This window comes from Cellulosimicrobium cellulans (assembly GCF_024124905.1).
Lineage (GTDB): Bacteria > Actinomycetota > Actinomycetes > Actinomycetales > Cellulomonadaceae > Cellulosimicrobium > Cellulosimicrobium cellulans_G.
Genome location: NZ_JAMXST010000001.1, coordinates 763565 through 778660, shown reverse-complemented (window position 1 = coordinate 778660; position 15096 = coordinate 763565). Strand labels below are relative to the sequence as shown.

General features: G+C 73.9%; 13 protein-coding genes and 1 other RNA gene. 7 read left to right on the top strand and 7 right to left on the bottom strand.

What is annotated here, in order from left to right; genetic code table 11:
- Position 1: 1 nt before the first annotated feature.
- Both NHH00_RS03585 and NHH00_RS03580 read right to left on the bottom strand, forming a co-directional pair.
- Complete coding sequence (locus NHH00_RS03585) at positions 2 to 1714, bottom strand: SulP family inorganic anion transporter (RefSeq protein ID WP_253050220.1); 1713 nt, start codon at positions 1712 to 1714, stop codon at positions 2 to 4.
- Positions 1711 to 2178 carry an ArsR/SmtB family transcription factor gene (locus NHH00_RS03580; RefSeq protein ID WP_308202254.1) on the bottom strand — a complete coding sequence of 156 codons (468 nt, stop codon included), beginning with the start codon at positions 2176 to 2178 and terminating at the stop codon, positions 1711 to 1713. Before NHH00_RS03580 ends, NHH00_RS03585 begins: the two co-directional genes overlap by 4 nt.
- Positions 2179 to 2265: 87 nt before the next feature.
- On the opposite strand from NHH00_RS03580, the gene NHH00_RS03575 reads away from it, so the two are divergent.
- The 3 genes from NHH00_RS03575 to NHH00_RS03565 are packed head-to-tail and all read left to right on the top strand — an operon-like array spanning position 2266 to position 5285.
- On the top strand, positions 2266 to 3255 hold the full coding sequence (locus tag NHH00_RS03575) for a Nif3-like dinuclear metal center hexameric protein (protein ID WP_253050218.1): 990 nt from the start codon (positions 2266 to 2268) through the stop codon (positions 3253 to 3255).
- Between the two features lie 51 nt (positions 3256 to 3306).
- Complete coding sequence (locus tag NHH00_RS03570) at positions 3307 to 4050, top strand: zinc ribbon domain-containing protein (RefSeq protein WP_253050216.1); 744 nt, start codon at positions 3307 to 3309, stop codon at positions 4048 to 4050.
- Positions 4047 to 5285, top strand: a complete 1239-nt coding sequence (locus NHH00_RS03565; RefSeq protein ID WP_253050214.1) for a bifunctional RNase H/acid phosphatase — start codon at positions 4047 to 4049, stop codon at positions 5283 to 5285. Before NHH00_RS03570 ends, NHH00_RS03565 begins: the two co-directional genes overlap by 4 nt.
- A gap of 21 nt (positions 5286 to 5306) precedes the next feature.
- Here NHH00_RS03565 and NHH00_RS03560 read toward each other — a convergent pair whose 3' ends face one another.
- Entirely contained in the window at positions 5307 to 5654 is a 348-nt protein-coding gene (locus NHH00_RS03560) for a TfoX/Sxy family protein (RefSeq protein ID WP_253050212.1), read from the bottom strand.
- A gap of 64 nt (positions 5655 to 5718) precedes the next feature.
- Positions 5719 to 6561, bottom strand: a complete 843-nt coding sequence (locus tag NHH00_RS03555; RefSeq protein WP_253050210.1) for a YaaA family protein — start codon at positions 6559 to 6561, stop codon at positions 5719 to 5721.
- Between the two features lie 86 nt (positions 6562 to 6647).
- Between NHH00_RS03555 and NHH00_RS03550 the strand changes: the two genes are divergently transcribed.
- The gene (locus NHH00_RS03550; protein ID WP_253050208.1) at positions 6648 to 7031 is read left to right on the top strand and encodes a tautomerase family protein; all 384 of its coding nucleotides are present in this window, start codon (positions 6648 to 6650) and stop codon (positions 7029 to 7031) included.
- Positions 7032 to 7089: 58 nt separating this feature from the next.
- Here NHH00_RS03550 and recQ read toward each other — a convergent pair whose 3' ends face one another.
- Positions 7090 to 8919: a DNA helicase RecQ gene (gene recQ / locus NHH00_RS03545; protein WP_253050206.1), complete on the bottom strand. Its 1830-nt coding sequence runs from the start codon at positions 8917 to 8919 to the stop codon at positions 7090 to 7092.
- Between the two features lie 68 nt (positions 8920 to 8987).
- The gene (locus NHH00_RS03540) at positions 8988 to 11066 is read right to left on the bottom strand and encodes a HelD family protein (protein WP_253050204.1); all 2079 of its coding nucleotides are present in this window, start codon (positions 11064 to 11066) and stop codon (positions 8988 to 8990) included.
- A gap of 121 nt (positions 11067 to 11187) precedes the next feature.
- On the opposite strand from NHH00_RS03540, the gene rnpB reads away from it, so the two are divergent.
- An RNA gene (gene rnpB, locus NHH00_RS03535) (RNase P RNA component class A) lies at positions 11188 to 11601 on the top strand.
- Between the two features lie 230 nt (positions 11602 to 11831).
- Here rnpB and puuE read toward each other — a convergent pair.
- Positions 11832 to 12794, bottom strand: coding sequence for an allantoinase PuuE (gene puuE / locus NHH00_RS03530; protein WP_253050202.1), 963 nt, complete (start codon positions 12792 to 12794; stop codon positions 11832 to 11834).
- 145 nt (positions 12795 to 12939) lie between these two features.
- On the opposite strand from puuE, the gene NHH00_RS03525 reads away from it, so the two are divergent.
- Positions 12940 to 13716, top strand: a complete 777-nt coding sequence (locus NHH00_RS03525; RefSeq protein WP_253050200.1) for an FCD domain-containing protein — start codon at positions 12940 to 12942, stop codon at positions 13714 to 13716.
- A gap of 109 nt (positions 13717 to 13825) precedes the next feature.
- On the top strand, positions 13826 to 14968 hold the full coding sequence (locus NHH00_RS03520; RefSeq protein ID WP_253050198.1) for a sialidase family protein: 1143 nt from the start codon (positions 13826 to 13828) through the stop codon (positions 14966 to 14968).
- Positions 14969 to 15096 lie beyond the last annotated feature (128 nt).

The following is a 15096-nucleotide window of genomic DNA, read 5'->3' as shown; positions in this document are numbered from 1 at the left end:
GTCAGGTCGACGGGCGCAGCCCGCGCACCTGGGGGACGTCGGTGCCCCGCGCGGCGCGGCGCACGTGCGAGCGCGCGTGCTCGATCGCGTCGTCGAGCGTGTCGAAGAGGTGGTTCTCGTGGCGCAGCTCGGCGAGCGCCCCGACGTTCGTGAGGAGCGACCGGTGCCGTTCCTGGACGCCCTTGACGAGCACGGTCACGCCGCGCGCCTCCAGCCCTTCCACGAGCTCGCCGAGCGCCTTCGCCCCGGTCGCGTCGACCATGCGGAGCTGGGAGAGCCGCAGGATCACGACCGCCACGTCGTCGTCCGTCGAGGCGTCGGTCACCTCGGTGAGCACGCGGTCCGCGGCGCCGAAGAACATGGAGCCCTCGAGACGGAAGAGCGCGACGTGCTCGTCGCCCGGCTGGGCCGGCCCGGGGAGCGGGTCGCGGTGCACGGCCGAGGCGCGGGCCACGGTCCGCAGCGCGAAGAACGCGGCGACGAGGATGCCGATCTCGATCGCCTGCACGAGGTCGAACGCGACGGTGACGACGGCGGTCACGACGAAGGTCGCCGCGCTGGACCGCCCGGCGCCGACCACGGAGCGGATCGTGCGGGCGCCGATCATCCGGAAGCTCGTCACCATGAGCACGCCGGCGAGCGCGGCGAGCGGGATCCGGGAGACCGGGCCGGTGGCGAGGTAGATGACGGCGAGGATCACGACGGCGTGCACGACGGCGGCGAGCCGCGTGCGGGCGCCGGAGCGCACGTTGACCGCGGTGCGGGCGATGGCTCCCGTGGCGGGCATGCCGCCGAAGAGGCCGCTGGCCACGGACGCGAGGCCCTGCCCGACGAGCTCGCGGTCGGGCTGGTAGACGGAGCCCCCGGGCGACCCGGTCTGCACCATGGACGCGGCGACGCGGGCGGACAGCAGCGACTCGATGGCCGCGAGCGCGGCGATCGCGAGGGCGGCGCCGCCGAGGTCGCGCAGCGCGCCGGGGGTGAACGTCGGCAGGACGGGCGCGGGCAGGGACGACGGCAGGGCGCCGATGCGGGGGACAGGGGCGCCGAGCACCTCGACGAGGACGGTGGCCAGCACGACCGCGACGAGCGACGCCGGGATCGCCGCGTGGAGGCGGGGGAGCAGCAGCATCGTCGCGGCGACGAGCGCGACGCACCCGAGCGTCCACAGGACCGGGGCCGGCGGGACGTCGGTCACGGCGGTCCGCACGGCCCCGACGGCGGTCACGAACGTGTTGTGGCCGGGGGCAGCCTCGACCCCGACCGCGGCCGGGACCTGCTGGAGGAAGATGATGCAGGCGATCCCGAGCGTGAAGCCCTCGACGACCGGCCAGGGGATGAACGTGACGACCCGACCGAGCCGGGCCAGCCCCGCGACGAGGACGACGAGCCCGCCGAGGACGGTCACGAGCGCGACCGAGCCCAGCCCGTGGGTGACGACGATCGGCGCGAGCACGACGGCCATGGCCCCGGTCGGGCCGGAGACCTGGTGGTTCGACCCGCCCAGCACGGCGGCGACGACCCCGGCGATGACGGCGGTGACGAGCCCGGCAGCGGCCCCGACGCCGGAGCTGACGCCGAACGCGAGCGCGAGCGGGAGGGCGACGACGCCGACGGTGACCCCGGCGAGGAGGTCGGCGCGCAGGGTCCGGGGGCGCAGGTCGTAGTCGGAGCGCCGCGGGAGCAGGTCGCGGACGGCGGCGAGGCGGCTCATGCCGAGGCGTTCGACGTGGTGGCGTCGAGCACGGCGCGGGCCGACGCTCCCGGCAGGGCGGGGAGCCGCCGCGCGGCCTCGAGCTGGTCGGACGCGCCCGCGAGGCTCGACAGGAGGAACGCGCGCGCGACGACGAGGAGCTCGGCGACGAGGGGCTCGGCGAGGCGGTACTCGACCGCGTTGCCGCTGCGGGTCGAGGTGACGACCCCGGCCCGGCGCAGGACGGCGAGGTGCTGGGAGAGCTGGGAGGGCTCGCACCCGGTGACGTCCAGGAGGTCGGACACGGGCGCGGTGTGGTCGGCGTCGGCCGCGAGCACCTCGAGCACCTGGATGCGGGTCGGGTGCGCGAGGCACCGGAAGAGCTCGGCCTTGATGCGGTAGAGGGGAGCGGCCTCGTCGGTGCCGCGGGCGCCGTCGCCCGGAGCGCCGTCGTCGGGCCGGTCGGGGCGGGGGGTGCGGGGCACGGGTCCTCCAGTGGGATGATGGATTGCGCAATCCATCAAACCACGTCCGACGGTACCCGGGCGTCCCGCGCGGGATAGCCTGCCGCCATGACCGTCGCGCCCGACCCGAGGACCGAGACGACGACCGCCGACGCCTCGCGCGCCGACCCCGCGGCCGACGGCGCCGCGCACCCGACGCTCGGCCGCGTCGTGCGGACGCTGGACGAGCTGTACCCGCCGTCGACGGCCGAGGCCTGGGACGCCGTCGGCCTCGTGGCCGGGGACCCGGGCGTGCCCGTGCGCAAGGTGCTGTTCGCCGTTGACCCGGTCGAGGAGGTCGCGGACGAGGCGCTCGCCTGGGGCGCGGACCTGCTGGTCACGCACCACCCCCTCTTCCTGCGGCCCGTGCACTCGGTCGCCGCGACGACGTTCAAGGGCTCGCTCGTCCACCGGCTCATCCGGGGCGGCTGCGGCCTGTACGTCGCGCACACCAACGCGGACGCGGCGGAGCGCGGCGTCGCCGACGCGCTCGCGGACGCCCTTGACCTGCTGCACCGCGTACCCCTCGTCGCGCACCCGGCACCGTCGCCGCACGAGGCGGCGTCGACCGGGACGGGCCGGGTCGGGCGCCTGGCGGAGCCGACGACGCTGCGCGGCTTCGCGCAGCGCGTCGCCGAGGTGCTCCCGCCCACGGTCCAGGGCGTGCGCGTCGCGGGCGACCTCGACGCCCCCGTGGAGTCCGTCGCCGTGGTCGGCGGGTCGGGCGACTCGCTGTTCGACGCCGTCCGCGCGAGCGGCGCCGACGTCTACCTCACCTCCGACCTGCGCCACCACCCGGTCTCCGAGCTGCGCGAGCGCGCCCGGCTCGAGGGCGGTGGCGAGGCCGGGACGCCGTTCCTCGTGGACGTGCCGCACTACGCCTCCGAGTGGCCGTGGCTCCGCTACGCTGCCGAGGACCTCGCGCGCGCCCTCGCGCGCGAGCAGCCCGGGACGGCCGTCGAGACGCGCGTCAGCACGCTCGTCACGGACCCGTGGACCGCACGGATCGCGTCCGTGCCGGCCGACCTGCCAGCCGATCCCGACGCCCCGCACGCCTGACGCCCCGACCCCGCACGCGGCCCCGCACGGGGCCCACGAAAGGAACCACCTGTGGCCACCGCACCGCCCGCCGACCAGCTCCGCCTGCTCGACGTCCAGGAGCTCGACACGCGGGCGCAGCAGCTCGCGCACCAGCGCAAGAACCTGCCCGAGCACGCGCGCATCGCCGAGCTCGACGCCCAGATGGCGGACCTGCGGGGCAAGCTCGTCGAGTCCCGCACCGCGGTGAGCGACCTCAAGCGCGAGCTCACCAAGGCCGAGACCGACGTCGAGCAGGTGCGCACGCGCGCCGCGCGCGACCGGTCGCGGCTCGACTCGGGGCAGGTCGGGGCCAAGGACGCGCAGGCGCTCGTCGCGGAGCTCGAGTCCCTCGCGCGCCGCCAGGGCGTGCTCGAGGAGGTCGAGCTCGACGTCATGGAGCGCCTGGAGGCGCACGAGGAGGCGCTCGCGAAGCTCGAGTCCGCGAACGCCGAGCTGGAGGCCGCGAAGGCCGAGGTCGTGGCCGCGCGCGACGCGCGCTTCGCCGAGCTCGATGCCGAGGCGGGCCAGGTCGAAGGCAAGCGCACGGAGGCCGTCGCGGGCCTCGACGCCGGGCTCCTGGCCCTGTACGAGCGCGTGCGCGACCAGAACGGTGGCCGGGGCGTCGTCGCGCTGCGCGGCCAGCACGTCGACGGGCTCAACGTCTCGCTGAGCCCGGCCGAGCTCGCGGCGATCACGTCCGCCGCGCCCGACCAGGTGGTGCGGCTCGAGGACTACGGCCACATCGTCGTGCGGCCGGAGGGCGCCGGCGCGTGAGCGCGGACGGTCGGCGGCACCTCGTCGTCGAGGCGGACGGCGGGTCGCGGGGGAACCCCGGCCCGGCGGGCTTCGGCGCGCTCGTCCGCGACGGCGAGAGCGGTCGGGTCCTCGCCGAGCGCGCCGCGTTCCTCGGGACGACGACGAACAACGTGGCCGAGTACTCGGGCCTCGTCGTCGGGTTGCGCGCCGCGGCGGAGATCGACCCGGACGCGCGGGTGACCGTCCGGATGGACTCGCGGCTCGTCGTCGAGCAGATGTCGGGCCGCTGGCAGATCAAGCACGACGACATGCGCCGCCTCGCCGCCGAGGCCGCCGCGGTGCTGCCGGCGGGCCAGGTCGCGTACGAGTGGGTGCCACGCGCGCAGAACGCCGCCGCGGACGCCCTCGCGAACGAGGCGATGGACACGGCCGGGACGGTCGCGCGCGACTACCCGCCCGAGGGCGCAACGCCGGGTGCCGGCGACGACGAGCCCGACCCCGCCGCCGCCGACGCGCCCGCCGAGGTCCCGGGGGAGTCGGCCGCTTTCGACACCCCCGCCCGCCCGTCGGGCGCCGCGGTGCGGTTCGACGACGCGCCCGCGCTCACCGTCGTGCTCGTGCGCCACGGGCAGACGCCGCTCACGGTCGCGGGCGCGTTCAGCGGGTCGTCGGTGCTGGGCCCGTCGCTGACGGCGCGGGGCCGCACGCAGGCGGCGCAGGCGGCCGACCTCGTGTTCCGGGTCGGCCGTCAGGCCTGGCCCGACCTGCCGCGACCGACGACGATCGTCGCCTCGCCCATGGTGCGCGCGCAGGAGACGGCGCGCGCGGTCGGTCGCCGGCTCGGCGTCCACGTCACGACGGACGACCGGTTCGCCGAGGTCGACTTCGGGGAGTGGGAGGGGCTCACCGCCGCGGAGGTCGACGCCGCGTGGCCGGGCCGACTGCACGCCTGGCACACGACCGGCACGACCGCGGCCCCCGGGGGCGAGTCGTACGCCGACGTCGGTGCGCGCGTCTGGCACGGGCTCCAGGACCTCGTCGACACGCTCCTGGCGGGGGCGGGACCGGCGGGCCGGACGGCGGTCGTCGTCGGCCACGCGGTGCAGGTGCGCGCCGCGATCGGCACGGCGATCGGCGCGCCGCCGTCGCAGTGGTCACGCGTGCGCGTCCCGCCTGCGTCGGTGAGCATCCTGCGCCTGTGGGCCGACGGCACGAGCGAGCTCACCGCCCAGGGCGTCCCGAGCGACCTCTGACGTCCGTCCTCCGCGGCGCGTTCACCCTTTCCGGGGGTTCTTCGCCTTGGCGGGTTCCGCGAGGGCGTGCTCGACGGCCGTCGCGACCCACGCGTCGAGCTCGACCGGGTCGGCGACCCGCGCGCCGTCGACGAGGATCATGCCCGTCATCGGGCGACCCCCCATCTCCATGACCGTTCCGCCGCGTTCGAGCGCCGCGTCCGTGCCGTCCTTGCCGACCCGCACCATGAGGTCGTCCCGGGTGACGCCGAGCGCCATGTGGGTGTTGACGAGGAACGCGATCCCGCCGAACATCTTCCGCTCGTCGAACGGAGCGCGCGGCCCCAGGGCGGCGCGGATCCGCTCGGCAAGATCCTCGCTGTAGACCATGGGTCCACTGTGGACCGGGTCCCGTGCTGTCGCAGCGGGGACCGGGGTGGAGGCGGGCGGTCGCTCAGGCGATGACGAGCTCGAGCGTGCGCGGCCCGCTCCGGGAGGCCGCGTCGTGGAGGGTCGTCTCCAGGAGGCGGTAGCTCAGGCCGGATCCCACCTCCGTGCCGATCACCGTGCCGACGAGCTCGCCTGCGGCGTCGAGCAGCCCTTCGGCCGACGACGGCGACGCCGCGGCCCGGCGCAGCAGGTGCCCGGCGAGCACGCCGCGGGTGTGCTTGGCGTTGTGCGAGACGACGGTGCGCTTCCCGGCGTGCTCGCGCACGACGCGCACCGCGACCCAGTCGGCCGAGCGCGGCCCGGAGACCGCGGGCTTCCACGCGCCCACGTACGTCGAGGACCGGCAGTCGACGACGACGTCCCCGGCCGCGCGCGCGTCGAGCACGGGGGCCAGGTGCGGGCGCCACGCGGTCGCGAGCTTCCCCACGCCCGGCAGGTCGACGGCCATGGAGAGCCGGTAGGCGGGAACGCGGTCGGCGGGGGAGAGCGCCCCCCAGAGAGCCGACACGACGCGGACGTCCTCGCGCGCGCGTCGCGCGGCCTCGCCGCCGGACGCCAGCGCGCCCGCGAGGTCGGCCGCGCCGTAGAGCACGCCCGTGTAGACGTCGGCCGCGGAGCCCGCGGGCGCGGTGCGCAGTGACGTGTTGCGGCGCACCTCGTCGGCGAGCCCCGGCGTCGTGCCGAGGACGTCGTGCGCGTCCGGGCGTGCGCTCGCCGCGGCGAGCGCGTCGAGGACCACGTCACGGTGCGCGGTGAGGGCGGGAGAGGTGAGCGCGGCGAGGTCGACCGGCGCGGCGCCGTCGGGCGCGGGGGTCTTGCCCTCGGACGGGGGGAGCAGCACGAGCACGCGGCCACTCTACGAGCGCGCGCGGCGTCGTCGCGGCGGGTGACCAGGCCCGACGGCGTGGGGTGTGTCACGGCTACGCTCGGCCGATGGCCCAGGTGAAGATCTACGGACGGCGCAGCGTGTGGGGCGAGCGACGGGCGGAGGTGTCCGACGCGCTGCACGACGCGCTCGTGCGCACCTGGCACCTCCCGGCCGACAAGCGGTTCCACCGGTTCCTGCTCCTGGACGACGACGACCTGGTCGCCCCGCGCTCGGACGCGTACCTCGTCGTCGAGGTCGTGTGCTTCACGGGCCGCACGCGTGAGGCCAAGCGCGCGCTGGTCGCGGCGCTGTACGACGACGTGGTGCCCGCCCTCGGCCTGACGGTGGACGAGGTGGAGCTCGTGATCCTCGAGAGCCCGCGCGAGAACTGGGGCATCCGCGGGGTCAGCGGCGACGAGCTCGCGCTGTCGTACCGCGTCGACGTCTGACACGCTCGTCCCCCTGCCTCGGGCGGCGGGGGACGGTCCGAGCCCGGTGTACGGCCGCTCAACCTGCCTCGGCGACGACGGCCAGCACCGCGTCGCCGTACCGGGCGAGCTTGTTCTCGCCGACGCCGCTCACCAGCGCGAGCCTCTCGAGCGAGCCGGGTCGGGCGGTCGCGATCCCGCGGAGGGTCGCATCCCCGAACACGATGTACGCGGGCACGCCCTGGGCCTTCGCCTCCCCTGCACGCCAGGCGCGCAGCGCCTCGAAGAGCGGGACGTCGGCCTCGGCCAGCTCGGCGGCGGCGGCCGCCTTCCGTGCCTTCGCCGCACGCACCGGACGCGCCGGCTCGTGCCGCATCCGGACCTCGCGCCGCCGGGCCAGGACCTCCCCGCTCGCCGCGGTGAGCACGAGCGTCCCGTGCATGCCCTCGACCGTGAGCAGCCCCTGGGCGAGGAGCTGACGCACCACGGCCCGCCACTCGTTCTCGGACAGGTCCTTCCCGACCCCGAACACCGACAGCTCCTGGTGCCGGAACCGTCGGACCTTCTCCGTGTCCCGGCCGAGGAGGATGTCGACGACCTGCCCGACGCCGAAGCTCTGCCCGCGCTCGCGGTCCAGACGGAACACCGTCGAGAGCACCTTCTGCGCGGCGACCGTCCCGTCCCAGGCCTCGGGCGGGGCGAGGCACGTGTCGCACGACCCGCAGCCCCCCGGGTGCTCCTGGCCGAAGTACGCGAGGAGCTGGGCGCGGCGGCACTCGACGGTCTCGCAGAGGGCGAGCATCGCGTCCAGGTGCCGGCCCAGGTTGCGCCGGTGCGCGGCATCACCGTCGGACGTCGAGATGAGCTTGCGCTGCTGCACGACGTCGGCCAGGCCGTAGGCCAGCCAGGCGGTGGACGGCAGCCCGTCGCGCCCGGCGCGCCCCGTCTCCTGGTAGTACCCCTCGACGGACTTGGGCAGGTCGAGGTGTGCGACGAACCGGACGTCGGGCTTGTCGATGCCCATGCCGAAGGCGATCGTCGCGACCATGACCAGGCCGTCCTCGCGCAGGAACCGGGACTGGTTCGCGGCGCGCACCGACGCGGGGAGCCCGGCGTGGTAAGGCAGCGCCTGGATCCCGTTCTCGACGAGCGTCGCGGCGGTCTTCTCCACCGACGCACGCGAGAGGCAGTAGACGATCCCCGCGTCCCCGGCGTGCTCGGTGCGCAGCAGGTCGAGCAGCTGCTTCTCCGGCCGGTCCTTGGTCACGATCCGGTAGGTGATGTTGGGCCGGTCGAAGCTCGAGACGAAGTGCCGTGCGCCCTCCAGGTCGAGGCGCTGGGCGATCTCGGCCCGCGTCGCGGCCGTCGCCGTCGCCGTCAGCGCGATGCGCGGGACGGACGGCCAGCGTCGGTGCAGCACCGAGAGCTCGAGGTAGTCGGGCCGGAAGTCGTGGCCCCACTGGGACACGCAGTGCGCCTCGTCGATCGCGAAGAGCGCGATCGGCGTCCTGTCGAGCAGGTCGAGGGTGGCGCGGCTGCGGAGCCCTTCCGGCGCCACGTAGAGCAGGTCGAGCTCACCCGCCATGAGCGCGCGCTCCACGGCGCGGCGCTCGTCCGAGGACAGCGTGGAGTTGAGGAACGCGGCGCGGACGCCGAGCGCCGCGAGGGCGTCCACCTGGTCCTGCATGAGGGCGATGAGCGGTGACACGACGACGCCGGTCCCCGCGCGGACCAGGGCCGGGATCTGGTAGCACAGCGACTTGCCCCCGCCGGTGGGCATGAGCACCAGGGCGTCGTCGCCGCCGACGACGGTGTCGATGACGGCCGCCTGCTCGCCCCGGAACGCGTCGTACCCGAAGACTCGCCGGAGCACGTCGAGCGCGGGATCGGTCGCAGTCGCTGTGGCCACCCGGGCACCCTACCGAGGGGTTCCGACACGACGGTCCCGGCGTGTCCGCCCCACCGCCGAGGCGCCCGTCACGGGCGGCGGAGCTCCGCGGGCAGGTCGTCCCGGTGGCGGACGGCGAGGGACGTCACCGCGCGGGTCAGGCAGACGTACAGCCGCCGCAGCCCCGTGACCCGGTCCGGCTCGCCCCGGACGACGCCCTCCGGGTCGTCCAGCACGACGTGGTCGAACTCCAGCCCCTTCGCGAGCGACGCGGGCACGAGGTCGAGGCGCGCGTCGAACTCGACCGCGCCGTCGTCGTCCGACGCCTCGCCGACGACCGCGAAGGCGAGGCCCGCCGCGGCGAGCACCGCGCGCGCGGCGTCCGTGCCGGCGTCGGGCACGATCAGACCGACCGACCCCTCCCGCGCGAGCGCCGTGCGGACCAGGTCCACGAGCGGCTCCGTGGTGAGGACGAGCTCGCCCCGCGCCCGGCGGACGGCGACCGGCGGGTCGAGGTCCGGCGCGATCGACGGGAGCAGGCGGGCCGCGTACTCGATGACGTCGCCGGGGACGCGGAAGCCGGCGGTGAGCTGCTCCACGTGGCCGTCGGGCTTGCCGAGGTGCGTCAGCGCGTCGGTCCACGAGGAGACCCCCCACGGCGTCGTCGCCTGGGCCAGGTCGCCCAGCACCGTCAGGGAGCCGGTGCGCGCCCGGCGCCCGAGAGAGCGCAGCATCATCGGCGACAGGTCCTGCGCCTCGTCCACCACGACGTGCGCGACCGACGCGCCGCGGGCCAGCAGGTCCGCGACCTCGTCGAGCAGGACGAGGTCGGCCAGCGTCCAGCGGGCGGTGCCCGGTGTGCGGGACGGTCGGAGCGGGCGCAGCAGCTCCTGCTCCGTCGCGGTGAGGACGCCGTCGGCGCTCGCGGCGAGGAACGCGGGGTCGACGAGGAGCCGGTGCAGCAGCGCCGTCGGCGTGACCTTGGGCCACACCGCGGCGGTGTAGTCCCGGACCGGCCGCGTGCGCGCGAGCGCGTCCCACGCCCGCTCGTCGAGCGCCTCGCCGGACTCCTCGATCTGCACGAGGATCCGGTGCGCGAGCGCGTGCCGCAGGTGGTCGCGACCGGCGTCGAAGCGCGGCTCCCGGCCGACCACCTGCGCCACGCACTCGCGTGTCTCGTGCGCGGCGACGCGCCAGCGGCGCGCACCGCGGGGCAGCACGAGCGCCTCGGACGGCTCGACGAGGTGCGACCACACCGCGCGGCGGAGCACCTCGGCCATGCGCCCGTCGCCCTTGAGCCGCGCGACGTCCGCGGGCTCCGTCCGGCGCAGGCGACCGTGCACCGCGACGATCTGCTCGACGGTCGTCTGGGTCGCGTCGACCTCGCCCAGGGCGGGCAGGACGTCGCGGATGTACCGCAGGAAGCTCGCGTTGGGCCCCACGACGGTCATGCCGGCGCGGCTCACCCGCTCCCGGTGGGAGTACAGCAGGTACGCGGCACGGTGCAGCCCGACGGCGGTCTTGCCGGTGCCGGGCGCGCCCTGCACGACGACGGTCCGGTCGATCCCGCTGCGCACGATGACGTCCTGCTCGGGCTGGATGGTGGCGACGATGTCGCGCATCGGCCCGGTACGGGGTCGCTCGATCTCGGCTTCGAGGATCGCGGAGGACTCCGCACCAGGACCCGGGGCGGTGAGCGTCTCGTCCTCGAAGCCGGTGAGGGCGCCGCGCTGGAAGCCGTAGCGGCGGCGGACGGCGACCCCCATCGGCGCGGTGCGGGTGGCGCGGTAGAAGGGGGTGCTCACCGGGGCGCGCCAGTCGACGACGAGCGGGTCGCCCTGGGGGTCGGAGACGTGGCGGCGGCCGATGTGGAAGACCTCGGCGGGCTCGTGGCCGGTGCCGTCGAGGTCGATGCGTCCGAAGAAGAGCGGGACCTCGGGGTCGTCGGCGAGCTGGGCGAGCCGACGGGCGAGCGCCGCCTCGAGGTACTCGGCGCTGACCCGGTCTCCCGCGAGCGCGTCGAGCGACCCGGCCTGCTCGCGCATGCGGGCGAGCTGCGCGCGGGCGTTCTCCAGGAACTCCTGCTCTCGCGCGAGCTCGCCCGAGGTGTCCCCGGCGGTCGCCGCGGTCGGTGCGTCGGGGGCGGACGGTACGGCGGGGGCGGGCACGACAGACCTCCGGGAGCGGGATGTTGAGGGGGCGGGCCATCCTACGGGGCCGCCGCCCCCTCCGGTGGGCCGGTCGATGGTCCGCCGAGCCGCTCGGGAGCGGTAATCTTGCTGGCGCGGACGAGTCGGTCGGACGGTCGCGTCGAGGGGCCTCGTGCTCCTCGCCGAGGAACGTCCGGGCTCCGAAGGGCAAGGTGGTGGGTAACGCCCACCCGGGGTGACCCGCGGGACAGTGCCACAGAGAACAGACCGCCACGTCAGGCAGGGCTTCGGCTCCGCCCGGCGCGGTAAGGGTGAAACGGTGGTGTAAGAGACCACCAGCGGGCCGGGTGACCGGTCCGGCTCGGTAAACCCCACCTGGAGCAAGGTCAGACAGACTGTGTCGGAGGGCTGCCCGCCCGATTCTCCTCGGAGAAGCACAGTCGGGTAGACCGCTCGAGCCCTGCGGCGACGCAGGGCCTAGATGGATGACCGTCGCCCGCGCGAGGGCGACCTCGCGCGGGAACAGAACCCGGCGTACAGACCGGCTCGTCCGCATATAGGCCTCTGACCTGCGGTTATGCAAAGTTCGGTAGCAAGGACATCACAAAGACAGCGCAGCGAGCGGCGCGCACCGGGCGAACTGGAGGTTCGGCTGCGGGTCTCTGGGAGGCGCCGCACCCTCCAGGCGGCCTGCACGTCATGCACACCATGTCGCCGTGCGGGAATCTGCTCGACCATGGGACGGAAGTCGTCGGGGCCACCATGGGGGAGCACGCCTGCTGCCTAGGACATGTCGGCGAAGGGGTCGGCACTGTCCGGTAGCCAGTTCTTTGCCGGGTGGACCGATCGCCAGTGACGCGCGATGTCGATGCGTCGCGCGACCCACACATCGGGGTGGCTGGCGACCAGGCCAAGGAAGCGCTTGAGGTCGGCTGCGCGCCCGGGCCGCCCGGAGATGCGCAGGTGGAGTCCGATGCTCATCATCTTGGGGCTATCGGTGCCCTCTTCGAGAAGCTGCTCCAGGCCGCGGGTCAGATACGCGGAGAAGGACTCGGACTGGAAGCCATAGGTGTTGACGTACCGTCCGTCGTTGTTGTCGAGCGTATACGGGACGACGAGCTGGGCGATGCCGTCGACGTCGACCCAGTAGGGCAGGTCGTCGCTGAACGAGTCGGAGTCGTAGAGGAATCCGCCGTGCTCGACGACCAGGCGGCGGGTGCTGTCGCTGTTGCGACCGGTGTACCACCCGGCGGGCGGTTCTCCGGCGACATCGGTGTGGATGCGGACGGCCTGCGCGATGTGGTCGCGCTCGACGTCGGAGCCCACCTCGGCATAGTTGATCCAGCGCAGCGAATGCGACGCGATCTCCCAGCCGGACTCCTGCGCGGCCGCCACAAGGCCCGGGTTGCGCCGCATCGACTCAGCGATGCCGAAGACGGTGACGGGCAGCGAGCGCTCGGCGAACAGGCGATGCAGGCGCCAGAAGCCAGCACGAGTCCCGTACTCGTACTGGGACTCGACGTTGAGGTTACGACGACCCGACAGTGCGGTCGTCGGCTCCTCGGTCAGGAACGCCTCGGATGCAGCGTCGCCGTGCAGGACGTTGTTCTCCCCGCCCTCCTCAAGGTTGATGACGAAGGAGACGGCGACCTTCGCCCCGCCCGGCCACCCCGCGTGCGGAGGACGCCCGGCATAGCCGGAGAGGTCGCGCGGATAGGGCTGCTCGATAGGGTGCGTCGTTGTCATCGCGTGTCTCTCCGTAGGGGTGATGTCGGTCGCCGACGCGCCGACTAGAATGCGTGGTGTTCGTTAGTCACATCTGACCAACATCGGCCAACGATGGCCCCGACTCGCCATCCGCGTCAAGCGGACGGGCCTGGAGAGGACACACATGAACGATCGCGAAGGCGCGATGCTCGCTCTGGCGCACGCCATCTCGACGTCGGACGTTCCCGTGGGCACGCGCAACGCCCAACGCGAGCTCGCGGCACGTGGGATGGTCCTCAGCGAATCCTCCGTGTCTCGCCTCCTGCGCGAGATGGATCGGCGCGGGTGGACGACCCCGGCGGGGACGAAGGGGCGCACCCTTTCGGCAGAGGGGCGGCGCCGCGCCGCAGAGGCGGTCTTGGCGGAGCGGACGTCGGACTCGCTGCAGCACGCGGTGCGCGATGTTCAGGACCTGCTCGACCTGCTGCGCGCACGACAGGCCGTCGAGAGCGCTGTGGCTGCCGACGCGGCCCGCAATCCCAGCGGTGAGGGTGTCGCCGAGCTGCGACGGCTGTGCTCCGATCACGCGAACGCGGTCGGGAGCATGCCGATGATCGAGCAGCCTGGTCTTCAGTTCCATCGCGGCGTGGTGGAGCTGGCGAGCAACCGGATGCTCAAGCTCGCCGCCGACATGATGCTGGCCCCGCACCTGGACCGGGTCGAGGCTGTGCTCGACGCGATCTTGTCCACCCGCCGCGACGAGGAGCGTGTCGTCGCCGAGCACCGGGACGTCCTCGAGCGCATCGAGGCTCGCGATCCCGCGGGTGCTCAGGCAGCGATGGAGGCGCACTTCGACGACATGATCGCAGCGGCGGAGAACGCCCTGGTGGGAAGCGGTGGCGCTCTCGTCGAGCGCCTCCTCGGCTGGGTCGAGGCCGTGCCCGATGTCATTCGACGCTGACCTGGTCGGCGTTAGTCAGAATTGACAGACGCCTGATCGGGTGTGCAGACTGCCGCCGTCGACGGAAACGACCGTCGGATCGACGACGCAACGACGGCAGGAGCAGATGGTGGCCTCAGGCACGATGGTTCCGGCACGGGTGCTGATCAACCCGACCGAGGACCGGTTCCAGGACGAGCACCGCATGTGGCAGGGCATCCCCTCGATCGAGCGGACGGCCGGTGGCCGTCTCTACGTCGACTGGTACACGGGGATGGAGACGGAGACCGGTGGCAACTTCGTCCTGGCAGTAACCAGCGACGACGAGGGCCGAACCTGGGACGGTCCTCGGTTCGTCGTCGAGCACCCCGATCCGCAGGTGCGCGTGTACGACCCGGCACTGTGGCGCGACCCGGCCGACCGGCTGTGGATGTTCTGGAACCAGAGCCGCGACTTCTTCGACGGCCGGGTCGGGGTGTGGGCGTCGGTGAGCGAGAACCCTGACGACGACACGCCCTCTTGGTCGCCGCCGCGGCGAATCGCCAACGGCCTGCAGATGAACAAGCCGACGGTGGTGTCCGACGGCACCTGGCTCTTCCCGACCGCCATCTGGGCATGCCACGAGCCCACCGAGGACCACCCCCTCGACGGCGAGCGGTTCTCGAACGTGTACGCCTCCACCGACCAGGGCGAGACCATCAGGTACAGGGGCAGCGCTGACGTCCCGAACCGCAGCTTCGACGAGCACATGGTCGTCGAGAAGCAGGACGGCACGCTGTGGATGCTGGTGCGCTGCTTCGACGGCGTGGGGGAGTCATTCTCCACCGATGGCGGACGCACATGGTCGCCCGGCCGGCGCAGCCACGTGGACGGCCCGTGCTCGCGGTTCCACATCCGACGAATGCCCTCTGGACGCCTGCTCATGATCAACCACGTCGACTTCGGCGAGCGGCGCACCGTCGAGGAGCTCGAGCTGCAGGGCAACGTCAAGGAGTGGAAGGGGCGTACCAACCTCACTGCTCTCCTCAGCGACGACGACGGGGCCACCTGGCCGCACCGCCTGCTGCTCGACGACCGCGACGACGTGTCCTACCCCGACGCGGCGATCGGCCCCGACGGCCAGATCTACGTGACCTACGACCACGACCGGTTCGGCGACCGGGGGATCTACCTCGCCCGCATCACCGAGGAGGACATCCTCGCCGGCACCCCGAGCAGCCCCGGCTCCGAGCTCGCCCTGCTCGTCAACCGCGCGCTCGCCCGAGTGCACTGACACAGAACTCCGGACACCGGCACGCGCGCCGGTCCGGGCCATGGCCGCAACGCGGCCCCGATCGCTCGTCGGCATGAACGCGCACGGGCGACCACCAGAAGGTGCTGTCAGCGACGACCGCACCATGA